Source organism: Neptuniibacter marinus, assembly GCF_001597725.1.
GTDB classification, from domain to species: Bacteria; Pseudomonadota; Gammaproteobacteria; order Pseudomonadales; family Balneatricaceae; genus Neptuniibacter; species Neptuniibacter marinus.
Genome location: NZ_LUTR01000014.1, coordinates 48146 through 68815, shown reverse-complemented (window position 1 = coordinate 68815; position 20670 = coordinate 48146). Strand labels below are relative to the sequence as shown.

At 42.2% G+C, this 20670-nt stretch carries 16 protein-coding genes; 4 read left to right on the top strand and 12 right to left on the bottom strand.

The annotated features are described in order from the left end of the window. Positions 1–101: 101 nt before the first annotated feature. Positions 102–2630 carry an ATP-dependent helicase HrpB gene (gene hrpB / locus A3774_RS10720; protein ID WP_067867052.1) on the top strand — a complete coding sequence of 843 codons (2529 nt, stop codon included), beginning with the start codon at positions 102–104 and terminating at the stop codon, positions 2628–2630. Between the two features lie 47 nt (positions 2631–2677). On the opposite strand, the gene rapA is transcribed toward hrpB, so the two are convergent. Further along, on the bottom strand, positions 2678–5551 hold the full coding sequence (gene rapA, locus A3774_RS10715; protein WP_067867050.1) for an RNA polymerase-associated protein RapA: 2874 nt from the start codon (positions 5549–5551) through the stop codon (positions 2678–2680). A 136-nt stretch (positions 5552–5687) separates the two neighbouring features. Between rapA and A3774_RS10710 the strand changes: the two genes are divergently transcribed. Together A3774_RS10710 and A3774_RS10705 are read left to right on the top strand one after the other, a co-directional pair. Beyond that, positions 5688–6173: a C40 family peptidase gene (locus tag A3774_RS10710; protein ID WP_067867048.1), complete on the top strand. Its 486-nt coding sequence runs from the start codon at positions 5688–5690 to the stop codon at positions 6171–6173. 242 nt (positions 6174–6415) lie between these two features. Beyond that, positions 6416–6652 (top strand): hypothetical protein, encoded by a 237-nt coding sequence (locus A3774_RS10705; protein WP_067867046.1) that lies wholly within the window; start codon positions 6416–6418, stop codon positions 6650–6652. 10 nt (positions 6653–6662) lie between these two features. Here the strand turns inward: A3774_RS10705 and lhgO are convergent, their stop codons facing one another. The 5 genes from lhgO to A3774_RS10680 all read right to left on the bottom strand — a co-directional run bounded on the left by lhgO (position 6663) and on the right by A3774_RS10680 (position 15212). Next, positions 6663–7859: an L-2-hydroxyglutarate oxidase gene (gene lhgO, locus A3774_RS10700; protein ID WP_067867094.1), complete on the bottom strand. Its 1197-nt coding sequence runs from the start codon at positions 7857–7859 to the stop codon at positions 6663–6665. Between the two features lie 76 nt (positions 7860–7935). Further along, complete coding sequence (locus tag A3774_RS10695) at positions 7936–10077, bottom strand: TRAP transporter permease (RefSeq protein WP_067867044.1); 2142 nt, start codon at positions 10075–10077, stop codon at positions 7936–7938. Positions 10078–10305: 228 nt separating this feature from the next. Beyond that, on the bottom strand, positions 10306–11337 hold the full coding sequence (locus tag A3774_RS10690; protein WP_067867092.1) for a TAXI family TRAP transporter solute-binding subunit: 1032 nt from the start codon (positions 11335–11337) through the stop codon (positions 10306–10308). A 395-nt stretch (positions 11338–11732) separates the two neighbouring features. Further along, positions 11733–13118: a sigma-54-dependent transcriptional regulator gene (locus A3774_RS10685; RefSeq protein WP_156473701.1), complete on the bottom strand. Its 1386-nt coding sequence runs from the start codon at positions 13116–13118 to the stop codon at positions 11733–11735. A gap of 15 nt (positions 13119–13133) precedes the next feature. Next, positions 13134–15212, bottom strand: a complete 2079-nt coding sequence (locus A3774_RS10680) for an ATP-binding protein (RefSeq protein ID WP_197468057.1) — start codon at positions 15210–15212, stop codon at positions 13134–13136. 240 nt (positions 15213–15452) lie between these two features. Between A3774_RS10680 and A3774_RS10675 the strand changes: the two genes are divergently transcribed. Next, a complete protein-coding gene (locus tag A3774_RS10675) occupies positions 15453–16322 on the top strand; it encodes a prephenate dehydratase (RefSeq protein ID WP_067867038.1) in 870 nt (289 codons plus the stop codon). Positions 16323–16433: 111 nt separating this feature from the next. On the opposite strand, the gene tcdA is transcribed toward A3774_RS10675, so the two are convergent. The 6 genes from tcdA to A3774_RS10645 all read right to left on the bottom strand — a co-directional run bounded on the left by tcdA (position 16434) and on the right by A3774_RS10645 (position 20656). Beyond that, positions 16434–17243, bottom strand: a complete 810-nt coding sequence (tcdA, locus tag A3774_RS10670; RefSeq protein ID WP_067867036.1) for a tRNA cyclic N6-threonylcarbamoyladenosine(37) synthase TcdA — start codon at positions 17241–17243, stop codon at positions 16434–16436. A gap of 55 nt (positions 17244–17298) precedes the next feature. Then, the gene (locus A3774_RS10665) at positions 17299–17517 is read right to left on the bottom strand and encodes a hypothetical protein (RefSeq protein ID WP_067867090.1); all 219 of its coding nucleotides are present in this window, start codon (positions 17515–17517) and stop codon (positions 17299–17301) included. A gap of 5 nt (positions 17518–17522) precedes the next feature. Continuing rightward, complete coding sequence (locus A3774_RS10660; protein WP_067867034.1) at positions 17523–18212, bottom strand: TIGR01621 family pseudouridine synthase; 690 nt, start codon at positions 18210–18212, stop codon at positions 17523–17525. A 120-nt stretch (positions 18213–18332) separates the two neighbouring features. Next, positions 18333–18701 (bottom strand): hypothetical protein, encoded by a 369-nt coding sequence (locus A3774_RS10655; RefSeq protein ID WP_067867032.1) that lies wholly within the window; start codon positions 18699–18701, stop codon positions 18333–18335. A gap of 160 nt (positions 18702–18861) precedes the next feature. Then, entirely contained in the window at positions 18862–19566 is a 705-nt protein-coding gene (gene hda / locus A3774_RS10650; protein ID WP_067867030.1) for a DnaA regulatory inactivator Hda, read from the bottom strand. Next, positions 19556–20656, bottom strand: coding sequence for an AI-2E family transporter (locus A3774_RS10645; RefSeq protein WP_067867028.1), 1101 nt, complete (start codon positions 20654–20656; stop codon positions 19556–19558). The genes hda and A3774_RS10645 overlap by 11 nt, the downstream gene beginning before the upstream one ends. Positions 20657–20670 lie beyond the last annotated feature (14 nt).

Below are 20670 nucleotides of genomic sequence, written 5' to 3'. Positions count from 1 at the left end.
CGTGTAATTGTAGCGTCCCTCGATGCTGAGTAAAACGGTATAGCTAAATTCATTCAAAAAAACTGTTAGAATATGGACATAAAATCAACAATGCGATCAATATGCCATCACTGCCAATTCAAGCTGTTATTACCTCACTAAAAGCTGCACTCAGTATGCATGATGAAGCCATACTTGAAGCTCCTCCCGGTGCAGGTAAAACAACTCAAGTCCCTTTATCTCTACTTAATGAGCCTTGGTTACAAACACAGAAAATACTGATGTTAGAACCTAGACGTTTAGCAGCAAAAAATGCCGCATCACGCATGGCTAATCTGCTCAACGAGCAAGTGGGAGAAACTGTTGGTTACCGCATTAGATTAGAACAAAAGATCAGTGCTAAAACGCGCCTTGAAATCGTAACCGAAGGCATACTCTCACGCTTACTCCAAGCAGATCCAAGTCTTGAAGGTTATGGCCTCGTTATTTTCGATGAATTTCACGAACGTAGCCTAGACGCTGATTTAGGTTTGGCATTATGCCAAGAAGCACGCACTATTTTTCGGGATGACACACCGCTTAAACTACTTATTATGTCAGCAACCCTTAATGGAGACGCTATTACGAAATTGCTCAACAATGCTCCCCTCATTCAAAGTGAAGGGCGATCCTATCCTGTTTCATTTATTTACACAGGAAAAGCAAAACAGGGAACTTGGTTAGAACAACATGTAGTTAATACCCTATTAGACGCAATCACCACACAAGAAGGCAGTATTTTATGCTTTCTACCAGGTATCCGAGAGATAAGACAGGTCGAAAACCTTTTAATAGACGCTTTACAAGCTCAGACACTTGATCAAGTTATTATTGCACCGCTGTACGGAGATCTTAAATTAGAACAACAGCAACAAGCGATCAACCCTGCTCCTATAGGTAAACGAAAGGTTGTGCTCGCCACAAGTATCGCAGAAACCAGTTTAACGATCGAAGGCGTGACCGTTGTTATAGATAGTGGCCTCAGCCGTGAAGCAAAATACAATCCTAATACGGCAATGACGACACTCTTTACTCGACCGGTTTCCAAAGCTGCAGCTACACAACGGGCAGGCCGCGCAGGTCGACTAGCCCCCGGAATCTGCTATCGTTTGTGGAGCGAATCGGAACATGCGCAACTAAGTTCCTTTAGTACACCGGATATTCTACAAGCAGACCTAACAGGCTTAGCCCTGCAGCTCGCTAGCTGGGGAATAGACGACCCAGAAACCCTCTCTTGGTTAGACCAACCACCCGCAGGTGCCTACCAACAAGCCAAAGCGCTATTAGCACAACTAGGCGCATTTAATAGTAGTGGGCATCTATCCAAACATGGAGAGTTAATGGCTTCCTTACCGGCACATCCGCGTATTAGTCATATGCTGATAAGAGGAGCGCAAATAGGATTAGTCGAGAAAGCTTGTTTTATTGCTGCTCTACTTATGGAGAAAGACCCTTTTCGCGATTCAGGGGCAGATATTAATATCCGATTAGACTGGCTTACAGAAAAACCTAAGCAACATAAAACATTATGGCAACGCTTACATAAACAGGCAAAACACTATTTAAAACTGTGCCAATCGTTCTCCTCTGAACAAACCAATACCCATATAAAATCAGAACAACAAGCCGGTTTACTCTTAGCCTTCGCCTACCCAGACCGCGTGGCTAAACAACGCAGCAAAGGAAGCTCCACTTACAAGCTCAGTAATGGCAGAGCTGCTAGCTTATTTAAAGCCGATAATTTAGCCACCAGCCAATGGATTACTGCCGGTATAGTTATAGGGAAGGAGAGTTCCTCAACTGACTTTATCCCCCTTGCAGGAATATTAAACCCTACACATATAGAGCAGTATTTAACTGACTCAACCTCAGTTAATGAAGTAATCCGATGGGATTCAAATAGAATTATTGCTGAAAAACAGCTCAGCATTGGCCAGATTATTGTAAAAAAGGAGCCCCTTAAGTCACCATCAAAAGAGGCTATAATCAATGCAACATTGAGTTATATACGCCAACAAGGCATCAACATTTTACCTTGGAATAACGAACTTAATCAGTGGCGTGACCGAGTAAACTTTCTCTATCGCAGCAACACAGATAATTCCAAACAAGGGGGGCTGGAACACAATTGGCCAAACTTGACCGATCAGTGGTTACTTGAGAATTTAGAAATATGGTTAGCGCCGTTTCTAAATAATATTTCCCGCCTAAGCGACCTTAAGCAATTAGATTTAAAAAATATTCTTCTTGCACTACTACCTTGGCCATTACCTCAGCAGCTTGATGAACTCGCACCTGAACGGTATCGCGTTCCCTCCGGCTCTAATATCAAAATCGACTATTCTCAAACACCACCAGTACTGGCTGTAAAACTACAGGAGATGTTTGGCTGCGAGACAACACCAACGATTGCTCATAACACAGCTCTGCAACTGCACTTATTATCACCTGCACAACGGCCTCTGCAAGTAACACAAGATCTGAAAAGTTTCTGGAGCAACGCCTATAGTGAGGTACAAAAAGATATGAAAGGACGCTACCCTAAGCACCCTTGGCCAGATAACCCCTTACAAGCGTTACCTACTGCAAAAACAAAAAAGAAAACGACATAAAAAAAGCTAGCAAGAGCTAGCTTCTTTTATTAAAAGCATTCCTCAAATTACTCGTGAGTAATAACTGCTACTCGTATAGCATCCATTTTCAAAGCACCTTCCTGTAGCGCATCCACAAGATGAGCTGTCAATTGATCATGTGCTTCAAGCTCTTCCTGACGAATATTTGGATTCACTTTAGCCAGAGCAACAAGACGATCTTTCTCTGCACGTTGCTGTCGTTTTAACATCTCAAGCGCATCAGTCATTAACTGCTCGCCCTTTTCTTCCACTTGTGTCTCAAGTTTAGCAACCAAAGCACTAATATCTTCGCGGGTATGCTTAACCAAATTATACGCCACATTTTTACCAACTCGCTTACCTAAGCTAGCAAAATGTTGCTCCGTAATAACATCGGTCAAATCATTACCATTACTATCTATCACACGACGTACACAAGCCTCTGATAGGTAACGTTGTAACTGTAATGATTTATCTGAGATACAATGTACTCGGAAGACCGCTTCAATTAATAAACTACCCGCTTTAAGCGGCAAGAGTTTCATCGTACAAAGCGTTGAGCTTCCGTAACTTCCTTCAAGCATCATCTCCATTGCACCGGAAACCATTGGGTGCTCCCAACTTAGGAAATGCATATCTTCACGGGATAGCGCTTCATTACGCTGAAATGTCGCTGTCATACCATCAGAAGGCAAACCTGGAAAATGACTGCTGAGCATATGATCACCTGGATGGAGGATGACACCATTGATGCCTGTGCTCTCCTGCTCTACGCCAAAATGATCAAACACGCGGCCCATGTAGGATGACAAAGTTCCAGGCTGACTATCCTCTTCAACAGCATCCAGCAAAGCTTCAGCCACCGATGTATTACAGGAGTTTAACTCCAGAAGTCGATCTCTCCCCTGTTGTAGCTCTTCAAGTAATGCCTGCTGGCTATGAGAAGTTTCTTCAATTAAGCGATCAATGCCCGCTTGATCCTCTGTATTTTCCATACAGTAGTGAAGATCAGACGCAAACTGCTGCATTAAGCTTTGTCCGGTAGGACAAACCTGCTCAAAAGCACCTAGCCCTTCAGCATACCAACGCAATAGAACCTCTTGGGAGCTATCCGCAAAATAAGGCACATGAATATTAACGTCTTTAAGCTGTCCTATACGATCTAAACGCCCAATACGTTGTTCAAGAAGGTCGGGGTTCATCGGAAGATCAAACATCACCATATGATGAGCAAACTGGAAGTTACGGCCTTCACTACCAATTTCTGAACAGATCAGCAGCTGCGCCCCTTGTTCACTATCGGCAAAGTAAGCGGCAGCTCTATCACGCTCAACAAGACTCATACTTTCATGGAAAAGTGCTGTTCGTCGTCCTTCAAATAAACGCAACTGCTTTTCCAACGCTATCGCCGTTTGCGCATGGGCACAGATAACGAGTATCTTCTCGCCTTTGTAATCATCTAGCCATTTGATCAACCAGTCCGCGCGGTTATCTTCTAACAACCATGCGGAGCCCTGCCCATCAGCAATAAGCGTTTCAGGATGTAAGCGGCGTTCCATCGATGTCGAATCAATAACATCTGCATAGGCTTGTGGTAACGACAAAGGATAAATATGTAACTTACGCTGCGGGAAGCCTTGAACACTTTCACGGGTATTACGGAACAAGACACGCCCGGTGCCATGCTGATCTAATAGCGCTCGGACTGTTTTATCGATTAATTCTGCCCGTTCCTCACTATCATCATCTTTATGTTGAGCAAGTAGGTCAGCAATATCATCGCCCAAATACTTATTCAGCAGTGCAATCAATACTTGATCTTGTAACGCATCATGCCAACTATCGGGAGCCTGTAGGGTCTCAATTAATTGGTTAACACATTTAAAGTCCTGCTCTTCTATGATGAATTTTTCTAAATCGTAATAACGATCGGGATCAAGAAGACGTAAACGTGCAAAATGACTTTCAATACCTAACTGCTCAGGCGTAGCTGTCAGCAACAATAAACCTTTAACTTTAAGCGCTAAAGATTCGATACAGCGATAGGAATGACTTGCCCCCTCTTCGCTCCATCCTAAATGATGTGCTTCATCCACCACCATTAGATCCCAACCCGCTTGGACGGCTTGATCTAAATATTTTTCATCGCGAGTAAATAAAGAGAGTGGGCTTAAAACAAGCTGAGCATCCTCAAACGGATTACCTTCACTATCTAAACAGCGCCCTTCATCCAAAATAGAAAAGTGTAGATTAAAGCGGCGCAGCATCTCCACTAGCCACTGATGAATCAAGCTATCCGGTACAATAATAAGGATACGGCTAGCCAGCCCTGTTACAAGCTGTTGATGAATGATCAAGCCCGCTTCAATAGTTTTCCCTAAACCAACCTCATCCGCCAACAGAACCCTAGGCGCTATTCGCTGACCCACTTCAGAGGCGATATAAAATTGATGGGGCAAGTATTGAACCCGCGGCCCCAGTAAACCATAAGCTGCGGATTGCTGATGATTATGCTGATGTTTTAAGGTTTCTAATCTTAATTCGTAATGACGCAGTTTATCTATCTGGCCTGCAAACAATCGTTCGTAAGGTTTACTAAAGTGAACTGAACTTTCAAGGGAGGCTTCATGAATAATTTGCTCATCCCCGTTTTCATCATCCCCAAAGTAGATAACACAACCTTTACTCTCTTCATGCTGTGTGACAATGATTGAAACGCCGTTATCATCCGTGATTTGATCGCCTATAGGGTAAACAATACGGCTCAGAGGAGCATTGTTTTGTGCATAGGTACGTTCTTCTCCTGTGGCAGGAAATAAAATATCTACACGTCGATCTACCAGTTCGGTGACTACACCTAAACCTAACTCTGCTTCTGTGTAACTATACCAACGCTGGCCAATCTGAAAATCTTCGGTCATGATAAATCGCTTTCTAGGAACTATAAAAATAGGTGGGCATAATAGGCAGTTACGCTTACGAAAGCCAATCTGTTTAGTACATATTAGTCAGGGTTATACTCTAAACCAATATTCTAGGCCCATTTAAAGAGGACTCATGATAAATTTACGCTCAATTAACCTACTACTATTTTTGATCCTTATTCTACAGGGCTGTAGCTCTTATTCCACTCGGACCCCAACGGCAAGCGTTAATATTCAACCTCAATCGCCCGTTGCTAGTGCCCTTTTAAGTCAACATAAAAGCTGGAAAGGCACCCCCTATCGCTGGGGCGGCCAATCACGTCAAGGGGTTGATTGCTCGGCCTTTACCCAACTTACCTATAAAACAATTTTTGAACAGCATTTACCTAGAACGACAATTGCACAAGTAAATAGTGGCATAAAGGTTAAACAACATCAGCTAATTCCCGGCGACCTTGTATTTTTTAAACTAGGCGGTAATAAACAACGTCATGTAGGCGTCTATGTAGAACAGGGCATTTTTCTTCATGCGTCCACCAGCCAAGGCGTGACATTAAGCCGGTTAGATAACCCCTACTGGAAACAACATTACTGGACGGCAGTTCGCCCCAAAAGATAATACAAATCTTTTAACTACTTCAAAAAATTGACGAAAAGATCATTCCTACCGCAGATCATGATCTCTATATTTTGTGAAAGCCCTCCCATCTAATAACAGATGGGGAAACCCTCTCACTCGACCCTTTTATCAAAGAATAAAAAATTATTCTTATAGCCTTACTTTTATGTAGTCGAAAATAGCCCGCGCACAATAATCAATAAATGCAATTACAATAATAAAAGGCGACCTAGGATGAAGGGATGAAGAGTTGCGAGAAGTATTTAGAAACCATTAAAAATAGCCAAGGCTATCCGTCCCCCGAACAATTAAATGAATTAGGTAAAGAAGGAGTTAAACCTTGGTGCGATATGTGCGAACAGTTACTGGCAGATAATTATCAAATCAGTAAAACCTGCGACGCACCCCGCCAGTTATTCGACAGTAGGCACTTCAGCACAAAAAACGGGCAGGTTCCTTTTACCCGATTTGACGTATAAATGACAAACGTTATAGATCCACCAACAATGAAACTTTCTCAACGATATGTTTACCTATAGGAATAGCTGAAGTAGCTGCTGGAGAAGGAGCGTTACAAACGGCGAGTGAACGGCTTGTATTCATAAACAAGAAATCGTCTATAACATCGCCATTTTTTGCAACAGCTTGCGCACGAATCCCCGCAGGATAAGCCTCTAGGTCATTCACGGTTAGCTCTGGACAATATTTCTGGACTAAACGTAGGTAACCTTTTTTAGAGATGGAGTTTTTCAGCTCTGAAAGACTCGCTCTGAAATGCTTAAACAGTAACTTGATCATTCCTGGATAAGTCAGCATCTGGAAACTATCTTTCAAGCTTATATCGGTTTTTTTATACCCTTCCCGCTTAAAGGCTAACACTGCATTTGGCCCTACAGTTACAGATCCATCAATCATTCGTGTTAAATGGACACCTAAAAAAGGTAGATCGGGATTAGGGATTGGATAGATTAAGTGATTTACGATCTGGTTATGTTTAGGCGACAGCTGATAATACTCACCTCTAAATGGAATAATTCGAAAATCAGGCTCTAACCCCATCATTTCAACGACTCTATCAGAATGTAAGCCTGCACACGCCACTAAATAGCGACTATGGAAGCGTTTACCTTCCGTATAAACCGTCACACGATCTGCAAACTCTTCGATCCCAGTCACTACCGTATTAAAGCGAACCTGGCCACCTGCTGACTCTACAAGCTCCCCCATCCGCTGAGTAATCTGGGTATAGTTCACAATCCCCGTTGAGGGTACAAATATCGCACCTACGCCCTGAATATGGGGTTCTTTAGTTTTCAGCGCTTGCTGATCTAGCACCTCAATCTCAATACCATTGTCAGCACAACGAGTGATCAGCGCTTGCATTCTTTCCAATTCAGCTTGGTCTGTAGCAACTAGTAATTTTCCGCACTGGTCAAAAGGAATATCGTTCTCAAGGCAAAAAGCCTTAGTCGCTTGATTTCCTTCCTTACAAAATTTAGCTTTCAAACTACCCGGTTTATAATAAACACCGGCATGAATCACACCTGAGTTATGTCCCGTTTGATGCTGTGCAGCACTAGATTCTTTCTCTAGAACAAGAACAGATTTGCCAGGATACTTTTGCTGTAACTGCCATGCAGTTGACATGCCTAAAATCCCACCACCAATGACAATAAAATCATAAATCTCTTGTTCTGAACCTAGTGCCACAAGACCTCCTGCCATTAAACCAAATAATTAAACCAATTAATTAATCAAGTACCTACACTGCTTGAAGAGCATCTTTATCCGCTTTTCGACTAAACATAAAGATTATGATAAAAACGGCTCCCCCTGCCAAACTTACTAATACTTGATCGTGGGGCCATAACAGAGTGATAGCACATACGCCGCATAACGCCCGCATCACTATATTCAACGGTCCTTCTAGATAGCCTTCCATGAAACCAACAAAAGCATATAGACCAAAGACCGCAAATACAAATATGCTTAACACCTCCGCTGTAGTGCCACCAATAAAATTGGTATAAGCAAAAAGCAAAGGAACTACATACAAACCTTTAGCAATCTTCCATGCAGTAAAACCTGTCGCCATTGGCGGTGTTTTAGCGATCGCAGCCGCGGCAAAAGCGGTTAAACAGACGGGTGGAGTTACATTGGAATCCTGAGATAACCAGAAAATAATCATATGAGCAGACAACAAAATCATTGCTAAGGCTTCAGGAGCCAACGCCTGATCTAATAACTGACCTTTAAAATCAGCAGGCACAGAACTCAATAAAGCCTTAGCATCTACCTCACTCATCGGTGCCGATAATAAACTCACCTTCTCCATATCAATTAGCATAAATATGGTTTTAGCCGCATCAGGTAGCGTGCCGGTGACGATCAAATCCAACAAACGGCTTTCGGCCATTAATCCATAAAGTGCCGGCGCTGAAAGCGTTGCCAAAACAATATAAGCAGCCGTTACAGGCAGTCCCATACCTAAGATTAGTGAGGCTAGTGCGATCAAAACTAAAGTGATTAATAAGCTCCCCCCTGCCCATTCAGTCACCATAAGTGAGAAGGTATTCCCGATCCCCGTCATTGCAACCACATTAACAACTAAGCCTACAGAGATAAGCAACATCGCTGTGGTCGCCATATTCCGCGAACCTTGAGCAAGAGAATCAAGAATCTCTTTAACTCCCATAGGATGCTTAGATAACCAGGATGAAACCACTACTGATATAATTGAAATGCCAGCGGCATAAGTGGGTGTGAATCCATAGATAAGTAAGGACACTAATACCACCAGAGGCAGTAAGAAATGCCAGCCCCCCTTAAATACTTCACCTAAAGTGCGAGTATCTATTTCGACAGCATGGGCATGACTACGTTTAGCTTCGACACGAACAAAGAAGCCAACCGATAGAAAGTACAACAATGCAGGTAAAGCCGCGATGGCAATAATATCGAGATAAGAGATTTGCGTATAGGATGCCATGATAAACGCGCCCGCCCCCATAACGGGAGGCATTAGCTGTCCACCTGTTGATGCAGCCGCTTCTACACCCGCTGAAAAACGCGCGGGGAAGCCTGCTTTTCGCATTAATGGAATGGTAATCACACCAGTGGACACTGTGTTAGCAACTGATGATCCAGAAACGGAACCCATCAAACCAGACCCTAGTACAGCAACAAAGCCTGGCCCGCCAACAAAACGGCCCGCAGCGCAACGGGAGAGATCAATAATAAAATCGCCAGCACCTGACTTAACTAAAAAGGCACCAAATAAGATAAACATGAAAACATAGGTCCAAGATATGCGAGCTATCTGGCCAAACATACCTTCAGACGAAAAATAGGAACGGTAGAGCAAGGTTTCTAAACTAAGGCCAGCAAAACCGAACATACCATCAATGTATTGACCCCACCAAAAAACATAGGTCAAAGCCACTAAAATCATTGATGGAATAAACCAACCTGTTGTTCTTCGCGCCATTTCCAAAGCGATAAAGATAGCGCTTATAGAGAAGACCCAGTCCCATTGGACAAACTTAACCCCTCTATCATAGAGAGCATCTTCAAAACCAATTAAATACAACGCACAAGCAACTGCCGCAACACCAAGTAAAAGATCCAATATTAAAGCGACTTTCTGCTTAGCTACATTCGAGGAATTAAAGACAGGAACCATCAAAGCGCACAAAAATGCAAAGCCACTAAAGTGAACGGCGGCAACATAAAGCTCAGACCAAGTACCTAATGTGTTGAAATAGATATGCGTCAACGCAAAAGCGACACCTACCCAATAAATAATTTTTCCAGTGACAGAGTTCTCAGGACGCTGCGTAAGCTCTAACCCTTTGAGTTTTTCTCTAATATCTTCTTGATCATTTACGTTCGCTTCAGTCGCCATAATTCTAATCGCTCAAACAAATTCGATGCGCAAAAACCCCATAACCTCAGATTACATTTCTGAAGAATGATGGTAACAATTGCTGGAGTATTTATAAAAAAATAGGTAGTGCAAACTTAACCTCGCTGGTAGCTAAGTTTGCACCGGTCTGAACACTTCAAACCAAAAGTAGGAGGAGAGCTGTAATAATAGACAACCCACTAAATTAATAGTTCCCTCCCAATCAACTTATTTAGCAATCAAGTGATCAGGTATCTCTATACCCATCTCTTTGTAGTAGCGCGCAGCACCTGCATGAAGAGGCACAGGCAAACCGGCGATAGATTTTTCTAACGACATTGCTTTAGTCGCTTTATGAATACCATTTAAGAATGCGAGATTTTCATAAACTGTTTTAGTCAGCAAATAAACATCTTCTTCCGAAACATCATCACGTACTGCCAAAAAGTTTGGCTGAGCCATGGTATTGATATCTTTGCTTTGACCTGGGTAAGTATTAGCGGGGATATGATATGGCGTCCACAGCTTATAATTACCGTTTGCCTGTTTAATCTGCTCATCGGTAAAATTAAGTACCGTAATGTCGCTACCTAACGCCGCGTAAGCACGAGTAATCGCTGATGTAGGCACACCCGATGGGATATTCATCCCTTCAATCGTACCGTTTTGCAATGCATCTGCTGACGCACCGTAACCCATATACGCAAGATTAAACCCATCAGCATCAATGTTTAAGTTGCCTAAAATTGTTCTACCAGAACCTTCAGTACCAGAGTTCTTTTTACCTATAGAAAACTTTTTACCCGCTAATGCATTCATATCTGCAATCGTGCCAGTTTTCGTATGATCAGTTTTCATAACAAACTGCTCTACGTTCTGCCAAAGCATAGTAACTGAACGTAAATTTTTCTGAGGACCCGCTTCTTTAAGACGGCCTTCGCCATTCCAAGCCCAAGCACCATATAAACCCTGCAGGATAGCAAACTGAGCTTCGTTTTCGCCCAATAACTTAATGTTCTCACCTGAACCTGCTGAGTTAATCGCAGACATGGAGATCTTATGTGATGGCTCAAGTTTAATTTTAGTCAACGTTGCAAGCGCAACACCTACCGGATAATAAGTTCCACCTGTTGATGCTGTTGCCAATATATAAGAGCGTCTCTCATCAGCAGCCTGTACTAAGCCTGCTGTTCCTACTGCAGTGCTCGCTGCAAGCGCTAAGCCCATACCCTTGATAAAAGTACGTTTTGTTATTGTCATCCTGTAACCCTTCTTCATTTGGTGTTTTATTATTAAATCTATTACACGATTTATAACAAGCAAGCATAATGCCACCTTAAAAAACAAAATATTTACCATAACTTTCAATAAGTTAATAATCATTAACATTAAGAGCAATTAAAATAGGCAAAATTACGCTTATCAAAATCAAGCTATATAAGCAAAAAATAGCTTATTTAAGTTAAAGACGATAAAAGCTAAGAGCAAAACAAGTAGAAGCATATAAAAATAGGCGCATAGCCACTGACTTGGGGCTATCGGTAAAAGTGGAAGAAATTCAAAAGTATGGAAATCACATCAAATAAGAGGATAGATACGCACAATAAGCAAAAAACCGCCTATTTAAAATAACCTTATAAATCAGATAGTAAAAATTAATCTGGGGTAAAGTCGGAGCGATGAAGGCCATATTTAGCCATCTTCTGATTCAACGTACGACGCGGCAGATCAAGCATATCCATTACAGCTTTAATATTACCCTCATGCTCAGCCAACGAGCGTTTAATCACTTCGGCCTCAAAAGCTGCGACCTGAATCGCTAATGGCTGAGAGATATCCCCACTTAACTCGCTTAGTTGCATAGGCTGATCATCTGGAAACAATATAGCGGATACAGACACCCGCTTATCCAATGCGTATCTCATCGCCACATTTTTAAGCTCTCGCACATTACCAGGCCATTGATAACTATGCAGTGCTCTTATATCTTGCTCTGGTAATATACGCGGCTCACACTCATGGCTTTGCGCTGTCATCCTCAAATAATGTTCAAACAGTAAAGGGGCATCCTCCAAACGTTCCCGTAAGGGGGGGATATGTAATTGGGTGACATTAAGACGATAAAATAGATCTTCGCGGAAATTATCATCCACTCTCAGATCCGTTTTTGCTGCAGCAATCACTCGCAGATCCACCGCTATAGGTGCATTACCACCTAGCCTTTCAATCACGCCCTCCTGCAATGCTCGCAATAACTTAATTTGCAGATGCAAAGGCATACTCTCAATCTCATCAAGAAACAGCGTACCACCACTCGCATATTCAAATTTGCCGATACGGCGCTTACTCGCCCCAGTAAACGCACCCGCTTCATGACCAAACAACTCACTCTCTATTAACGCTTCAGGGATAGCGCCACAATTAATAGGAACGAAATGGGCTTTATTTCGGGTACTAAACTCATGCAAAGACTGGGCTACAAGCTCCTTTCCCGTACCTGTTTCTCCATAAATAATCACATTGGTATCTAAATCAGCTAAGGTAATAATCTCCTGCTTTAAACGTTGTATAACAGGTGATATACCAATCAACCGCTTATCTATACCCGTTGAGCTTGCTAAGTGCTGCTGCAACCGAAGATTATCTAACATGAGGCGCCGTTTTTCACAGGCGCGCTGAATCGTTTCCACTAACCGTTCTGGGTTAAAGGGCTTTTCGATAAAATCATAGGCCCCTTTCCGCATGGCGGAGATCGCCATATCTACATCCCCATGCCCGGTCACCAACACGACAGGAAGACCTGGCACCTCAGTCAATGCTAATGCCATAAACTCTAAACCGCTCATCTCCGGCATTTTCACATCACTAACGACAATCCCTCGGAAAGATTCAGAAATATGTTTAAGTGCTTCAGCGCCACTATCGCAGCCAATCACCTCAAAGCCAGCCATGGTTAGCCACTTTTCCGTTGACTTGCGTACCATCGCTTCATCATCAACAAGAAGAACGGTACCTCTGAAATTATTTCCGTTTACACTCATTTCGCCCATAACCTTTTAATGATCTTCCGAAACCGAGAAAAGAGGTAATTTCACCGTAAAAGAGGCTCCACCTAGCGGGCTCTCCCCTACTTCTATATCACCTTCTAGATCACGAATAATAGATTTCACAATAGCTAGCCCTAACCCTAATCCATCACCAATCTTTTTAGAGGTAACAAATGGATCAAATAAGCTATCCAATAAATCAGCAGCAATACCCATTCCCGAATCACTGATCGAAATAATAACCTTATCGCCATAGGTCACCTCTATACTCAACTTCCGCTCAGCGCTTGTACCCATAGCATCTAAAGCATTATTAACCAGATTAACTATCACTTGCTCTAAACGAGCATTGTCGCCCAAGACGTATAATGTATTTCCCGGCAGTTGCGTCGTTAATTCAACTTGATCATCGACAATACGTTGCTTAAACAGTAGCAATGAATGCTCAACCACCATCTGAATAGAAACCGGCTTTTTATCCTCAGGTTTTTTATAAGCATAGGTTTTTAATTGGGAGGTAATTTGAGCCATATGCTGTGTTAGTAGATCAATTTCAGATAGATTTTCGGTTAACATCTCTGGTTGGTTCAACAGCTGCTTACAGATCGCCACATAATTCCGAATCGCTGTTAAAGGCTGGTTAAGTTCATGAGCAACGGCCGTGGACATACGCCCTAATGCAGCCATTTTTCCGGCCTGAATCAATTCATTTTGCGCTTCGCTTAAGGCCTTTGTCCGCTCTTCAACCTTAGTTTCTAACGAATTATTGGCCCGTTTAAGTTCCATTTCTAAGCCTTTACGGCGGGATATATCAATAACCGTTACCAAAAACCGCTTTGCTTCATCTTTTTCAAGCGCTAAGTCACGTAAAGAGGGAGACTGTTCTGGCAACATTTTTCGGACAGAGATCATTAAGGGGAATTCAGTACCGTCTCCTCTAACGCCTACCGATTCGTAGCCAATCAATGGCGAGAAACTATCCCAATCTAAATTAGTCAGAAGCCGATTCACTAACGGATCACCGTCAGCTACCACCATCTCCGCAATGGGACGGTTGATAATCACCTTCATCATTACCGCAAACTGCTGTAACGCCATTTTATTTGCAAAGCGTATTAAACCCTGACTATCGATTAACAGTAAACCAACTTGAGCATGGTTAATAATCGCTTTCTGCTGCGCTTCATTTCGCGCTAATGCTTGTCTCGTTTCATTCTGAGATCGTAGCTTTAACTGCCGTTCTCTAAACAACAGCATAAGCAAACCAAAAGCGACACAACCACCAAATGAAAACAGCGTTGCATTACGAATATTTTTATTAACCACATCGGTATCATTTAAAACCGTCACCTCCCACGCTAAGTCGTCAAGTGCGACAGAGCGTGCAAGCCAATGGTGTTTCTCTTTCTCCCACAAAGTGGTAGTTACACCATTGCTTAATTCATGTGGATATATACGCGCTTGAGCTTGGAGGTTTTCAAAACGTTGAAAAGAACCCGTAGAGAAAAATAAGGTTCCTTTGTTATCAGTAATAAGCACAGTTTCAACCGAACGAAGCTTTTGCACTAAGTTTTGCAACTCAATTCGGACGACTGCTGCGCCAATAAAACGGGTGCCCTCATAAATAGGGGAAGACAAAAAATAGGCAGGACGTTTTGTATCTACATTTAAACTAAATTGTCTGCCCCGATGGCCATCACTCGCCTGTTGAAAATAAGCTTGATTATTATGGGAGCGCTGAAAAAAATCCTCTTCATCTCGCCAATGACTATAAGCCAGCGCCCTACCTTCAGTGTTTAATAAAAAAAGTGAGGAGGAACCTGCAACAAGATTCGTTTGCTCAAGGTATAAACTCACTTCAGCGCTTTTTTCGGATTTAGAAAAAGTAAGTAACTCTTTCACGCTCACATTTTGTGAAATAAGAAACGGTAAGTAACGATACTCGCCTAAAGCGACTCGAAGCTCGGTAATCACCTTGAGTAACTCAGCAGAACCTTGGTCATGTAAACGCTGTAACGTCCAGTCACGAGTCACATTAACCACTTGCCAAGTGAACAATAAAGTAAATACTAGAAAAATTAGTGCCATCAGTAATCGATGTATCATTAAAGAGGTACTCATCAGAATAAACAGCAATGGCCCATTAATTGTGATTTAGCCAATACATTTAAAATAAAAGGGCATAATAGATTAAAAGCGATCATAAGGTTGTGCTATTTACCTATACAAAGGAACAGAAACACGTAATTAAACCCATTTGAACAGTAACAGAGAGCTTGTCTCTGTGTAATAATACGCACCTCGTTTTACATTGATAGATTAAATACTATGACCGATCTACCAGCAATAATCGCTTACCAAGGTGTCCCAGGAGCCTATTCCCACTTATCCTGTCGTAAAGCTTACCCAGAGCTAGAAGCAAAAGCATGCCATACCTTTGCTGATGCGATGTTTATGGTGGATAGCGGAAAAGCGCGATTTGCAATGATCCCATTAGAGAACTCTACTGCGGGGCGAGTAGAAGAGATCTATCGCTTAATGCCACAAACGAAACTTCACATTGTTGGTGAACATTTCGAACCGGTCAATCACTGCTTGCTTGCGCCCAAAGGCAGCAAAATAAGTGAAATTACAGCGGTATCATCTCACCCCCAAGCTCTCGCACAATGTTACGGCAATATTGCCGAGCTTGGCATAGAACCGATTGCCAGCCTTGATACGGCAGGAGCCGCTGCTGACCTCAGTGTAAATCCGAATAACAAAGGTCTAGCTGCCATCGCATCTAGCCTAGCCGCAGAACTTTACGACCTTAATATTCTGCGTGATAATTTTCAGGATAAATCGGGTAACACTACACGTTTTATGATTTTGGCACGCGATAGTCATATGCCTGAGTTAAAACCAGATGTACGCTTCATGACCTCAATCATGTTTACCGTCAGAAACATCCCCGCCGCCCTTTATAAGGCGCTAGGAGGGTTTTCAACTAACGGCGTTAATATGTTGAAACTTGAAAGCTATATGGCATCAGATACGATGACCGCCACCAGTTTTCACCTTGACGTTGAAGGACACCCTTATCAAGAGTCTATGAAATATGCTCTTCAAGAGTTAGATTTCTTTGCTAAGGAAGTACGTATTATGGGAACTTACCCTTGGCATCCATTCCGTCTACGTGATGATCAGATTATTGAATAAGCTGTACTCCTAGAGCATATAAGCTCCGAACATCTAACACTCAAAAAATCTAAGCCAGCGTAACCCCCTTTTGTAATATGGGCTACGCTTTAACTCACCCACCCCTTCACATTACACATCATGCAAGCGAGCTTGATCCCTCTCCCAACGTTTTTTCATTTTATCCAACACTCTAGCAACTGCCGCAAAACCGAAGCTGGCTGTCACACAGGTTGATGCGCCAAAACCGCCCGAGCAATCTAAACGGGTATTTCCATCCGTAATACTTTTTTGTGCACAAACGGAACCGTCAGGCTGTGGATATACTAGCTGCTCAGTCGAATACACGCAGTCCACCGAAAAGCGTCTACCGCTTTTACTAAACTGATAGTTCCTACGTAATAGTGAACGTACTTTAGCGGCAAGTGGGTCATGGCTGGTTTTGGATAGGTCGCAGATCTCAATTCTCGTCGGATCTGTTTGTCCACCCGCTCCGCCTACAGTAATAATAGGGATCTTTCGATAGCCACAATGGGAGATTAAAGCGGCTTTTTCTTTCACGCTATCAATGGCATCGATCACATAGTCGAAATCACTAGTAATCAGCTCGGGAATATTTTCAAGGGTAATAAAATCATCAACCTCATTCACATGACATGCAGGATTAATCAGCTTAATCCGCTCAGCCATAGCTTCAACTTTAGAACGACCAATATTGCCATCTAATGCATGAATCTGGCGATTAACATTAGTAATACAGATATCATCTAAATCGATCAGTGTTATCTTCCCAACCGCAGTGCGTGCAAGCGCTTCAGCAACCCAGGAGCCGACTCCACCAATACCAATAACGCAGATATGCGCACGACTAAACATATCGACAACATCAGTACCGTATAAGCGACGCGTACCACCAAATCTATTCTCAAAATCGCTGGACAACAATCTTCCCCTAACTTGTGCTAAATCTAAAACGCAGTTCAAACACTTAATTAACTTAAAACTCTTCTTCTGTAATCTCAGTCAGAATAATATTTCCACATTTACGACATTTACCTTCAATAAAGATAATATCGTTTTGCTCATACTCTATTGGATTTTTCATTCCAAGATTGACCTCTTGGCAGTTATCACACCAAGTTTCCTCAAGGAAAGCCTTTTTCTCATCTTCATCGCGAAGGTTAAAATCACGTTCAATGCGTTCATTATCACTCATCATTATTACCTTTTATTAGTCGTTATTTTTGGCCATTTTAATTGGTCTGGGTGCTCGAAAAAATCACTAACTACTCGTTTAAAATCACTGCCAAACAGCTCTCCTTCGTTAGGCAAGCAGGAGTAATTATACTGTTGATTGTCGTAGCTAAAACTCAAACTAAAAGCATGTAGATAAACCCGATCAGATTCCAAACCCGCATAAAGCTGATCACCTAATATTGGTGAACCTTCACTTTTTAAAGCTACACGAATTTGGTGGGTCTTTCCTGTATATGGTTTTATGATAAACAGACGGAACCCCGGAGCTAGTGAGGTACTAAAAAACTGGGTAATCGCGGGGTTTTCTTTGCTCAACAAAAGCTTCCAGCTGCCCCGTCTCGCCTTGACCATATCGCCAATGATAGCACCTTGCTTTCGGCGAGGCTTTTTTGCGGATATCGCAAGATAATACTTAGTGACTTTACGCTCCCGGAATAGCGCAGAGAGTGCCGCCGCAGCTTTCGCCTGTTTCGCAAAGAGCAAAAGGCCTGATGTGACTTTATCTAATCGATGTATGAGATAAAGTTCATCTAATTTAAGATCATCTTTTAACTGCATAGTTAAACCAGTGTCATTCTGGTCTTTATGGACACTAACCCCCTGAGATTTGTTAATCACAAGAAGATCGTCTGTTTGATCAATGATCTGATACACGCAAAGCCCCATAAAAAAGCGGAATAATGCGGGAGTTGATTATATTTATCAAGGAAGGGAGTTGTTTACTTGAGGAAGCAGGGAAAATATAGGCAGGAAGAGACCCCGCCTAGATAATACTTAAGATAATTTCTCGATCTGCTTTAAAAACTTATCGACTTTATCTGTATATATATGAAATTCAACGCAACGATGACTACCAATCTCTTTAAAATACTCAACCTCTAAACATGCAACATTATCTTCAATAAACTTTGCAGTAGAAAAACGATCATCACCGCCTTTTAGATTGAGAAACTTAACACTATTTGAAACCAATATTAAACGCTTATCCGTCACCGCCGTAAAACCTTTATACCATTCACGGCCTAGTACTTTTCCTTTAGGACTCAGGTGTGTCACCGTAAAACGAACATTGTTCTCTTTAATCAACACCTTTTCTTTGTCTATCTTTTTCTGCAATTTTTCAGAAAGATGATTCTTCGCCATATAACCTCCAAGAAAAGCGCCCTAATGAAATTAGAACTCTACATAAAGGAGCTTCACAGATAATAATGACAGCTTTATGAAAAGCCAGAAAGAAATTAGGAAAGCTAGAGCAAAAAAGGGGGAGGGAAATTACCAATCGTGGCCTGCTCTAAAAGCCAGTTTACAACCCAGTTACTTCTTTAATAAAAGGAATAGTAACCTTACGTTTAGCACTCAACGAGGCTTGATCTAAGGTATCAAGTAACGACGTTAAATCATTCATATTACGACTTGCACGATGAAGGAGGTACCGGGCAACATCTTCAGAGAACTCAAGCCCTCGTGCAGTAGCTCGCATCTGAATTGCTTTAAGCTTAGTGGCATCATCTAAAGCCTGAACCTGGAAAACGACCCCCCAACTTAGACGAGACGCTAAATCGGGTAAGTTAATTCCTAAATATCGCGGCGCAGAACTTGCGGCAATAATTAATATATTGCCTTGTTCACGAATACGATTGAAGAAATGGAATAACGCCTCTTCCCATTGCTTGTCACCTACCACTACATCGATACTATCTAAGCAAACAAGATCAAGATATTCCATACCATCAAGAATACCGCCACCCATATGTTTTAGCTCATCCAGAGGCAGATAAGCAGCCGTTGTGCCCGCAGGATCAGCTTCATGACAAACCGCTTGCAGTAAATGCGTACACCCAACACCCTCCCCACCCCAAATATAGATGAACTGTTCACCCTCGGCATGAGCTGCAGCTTTTAAGCTGGCACATATTAATTCGTTACCTTGAGAATAAAAATTCTCAAAACGAGCATCGTCGTGCAACCCAACGGATAATGGAATTTGAAATGGATGGTTAGTTGTCATTTGTTAACGATTCAGATTGTTCAAGATCACTCGAAGAGTCATGCGCGTATAAAGCACTACTCTTATACCCTTCATTTAGGTGACGCAGTAACACCATAACCACAGCTGCAACAGGCAGTGCCAATAAAATCCCGACAAAACCAAAAAGCTGGCCGCCGGCCATAATAGCAAAAATAACAGCAACTGGGTGCAATCCAATACGATCACCAACCAGAAGCGGTGTTAACAACATCCCCTCTAATAGTTGACCAACAATAAATACCACACCCACAAAAGCCAGCACCATAGGATCTTGGAACTGCATAAAAGCCGCAACACTGGCTACAACAATACCAATAATAAATCCCATATAGGGAACTATACTCGCAAGGCCTGCGATCATACCAACCAAAAGCGCTAGATCAAGCCCTACAATCCATAAACCTGACGCATAAACAATACCTAGCGCCAACATGACCAATAGCTGCCCTTTCATAAAAGCACCCAACACCTCATCGCATTCAGATGCCCATAGAGAGACTTTTGTCTCTAGATTACGAGGCAATAGATGTTTGATCTTATCAACCATAACATCCCAATCACGTAACAGATAAAATGTAACGACAGGAATCAAAACGAGATTCGCGACCCATGCAACAATAGCTAGGCCGGACTTCGTTATACCACCCACTAATTGCGCCATAATATCGCTCGTTTTTTGCAGATCACCCACTAAAAGTTTTTTAAGATGGGCAAAATCAAAAACAGAAGCTTCAAGGCTAAAAGTACTCAGAATCCAAGGAAAAATCTGCTCTTCAAACAAAACTATTGCTTGAGGAACCCGTTCTAATAAGGTCTGAATCTGATAACCAATTTTCGGAATGAAGATTAGAAACAACAGTGCAACTAATGCAGTCATAGCGATAAAAACAATGACTACTGAAACAGTTCTTGATAAACCAGAAGCCTCGAGGCGATCGGCAATAGGGTCAGACAGATATGCCAATAAAGCTCCGATCAAAAACGGTGATAGGATCGGAGCTAACAGATAGATCACACCTGATAGCACTAAAGCTATTATTAAAAAAAACCAGCGTTGTGATTCCGTCATATCCCTATACCTAT

Bases quoted from the DNA above. Each gene is read 5' to 3' on its own strand.
- hrpB (WP_067867052.1), top strand. From the start codon at position 102: ATGCCATCACTGCCAATTCAAGCTGTTATTACCTCACTAAAAGCTGCA.
- rapA (WP_067867050.1), bottom strand. From the start codon at position 5,551: ATGACCGAAGATTTTCAGATTGGCCAGCGTTGGTATAGTTACACAGAA.
- A3774_RS10710 (WP_067867048.1), top strand. From the start codon at position 5,688: ATGATAAATTTACGCTCAATTAACCTACTACTATTTTTGATCCTTATT.
- A3774_RS10705 (WP_067867046.1), top strand. From the start codon at position 6,416: ATGAAGAGTTGCGAGAAGTATTTAGAAACCATTAAAAATAGCCAAGGC.
- A3774_RS10695 (WP_067867044.1), bottom strand. From the start codon at position 10,077: ATGGCGACTGAAGCGAACGTAAATGATCAAGAAGATATTAGAGAAAAA.
- A3774_RS10690 (WP_067867092.1), bottom strand. From the start codon at position 11,337: ATGACAATAACAAAACGTACTTTTATCAAGGGTATGGGCTTAGCGCTT.
- A3774_RS10685 (WP_156473701.1), bottom strand. From the start codon at position 13,118: ATGAGTGTAAACGGAAATAATTTCAGAGGTACCGTTCTTCTTGTTGAT.
- A3774_RS10680 (WP_197468057.1), bottom strand. From the start codon at position 15,212: ATGGCACTAATTTTTCTAGTATTTACTTTATTGTTCACTTGGCAAGTG.
- A3774_RS10675 (WP_067867038.1), top strand. From the start codon at position 15,453: ATGACCGATCTACCAGCAATAATCGCTTACCAAGGTGTCCCAGGAGCC.
- A3774_RS10665 (WP_067867090.1), bottom strand. From the start codon at position 17,517: ATGAGTGATAATGAACGCATTGAACGTGATTTTAACCTTCGCGATGAA.
- A3774_RS10655 (WP_067867032.1), bottom strand. From the start codon at position 18,701: ATGGCGAAGAATCATCTTTCTGAAAAATTGCAGAAAAAGATAGACAAA.
- hda (WP_067867030.1), bottom strand. From the start codon at position 19,566: ATGACAACTAACCATCCATTTCAAATTCCATTATCCGTTGGGTTGCAC.
- A3774_RS10645 (WP_067867028.1), bottom strand. From the start codon at position 20,656: ATGACGGAATCACAACGCTGGTTTTTTTTAATAATAGCTTTAGTGCTA.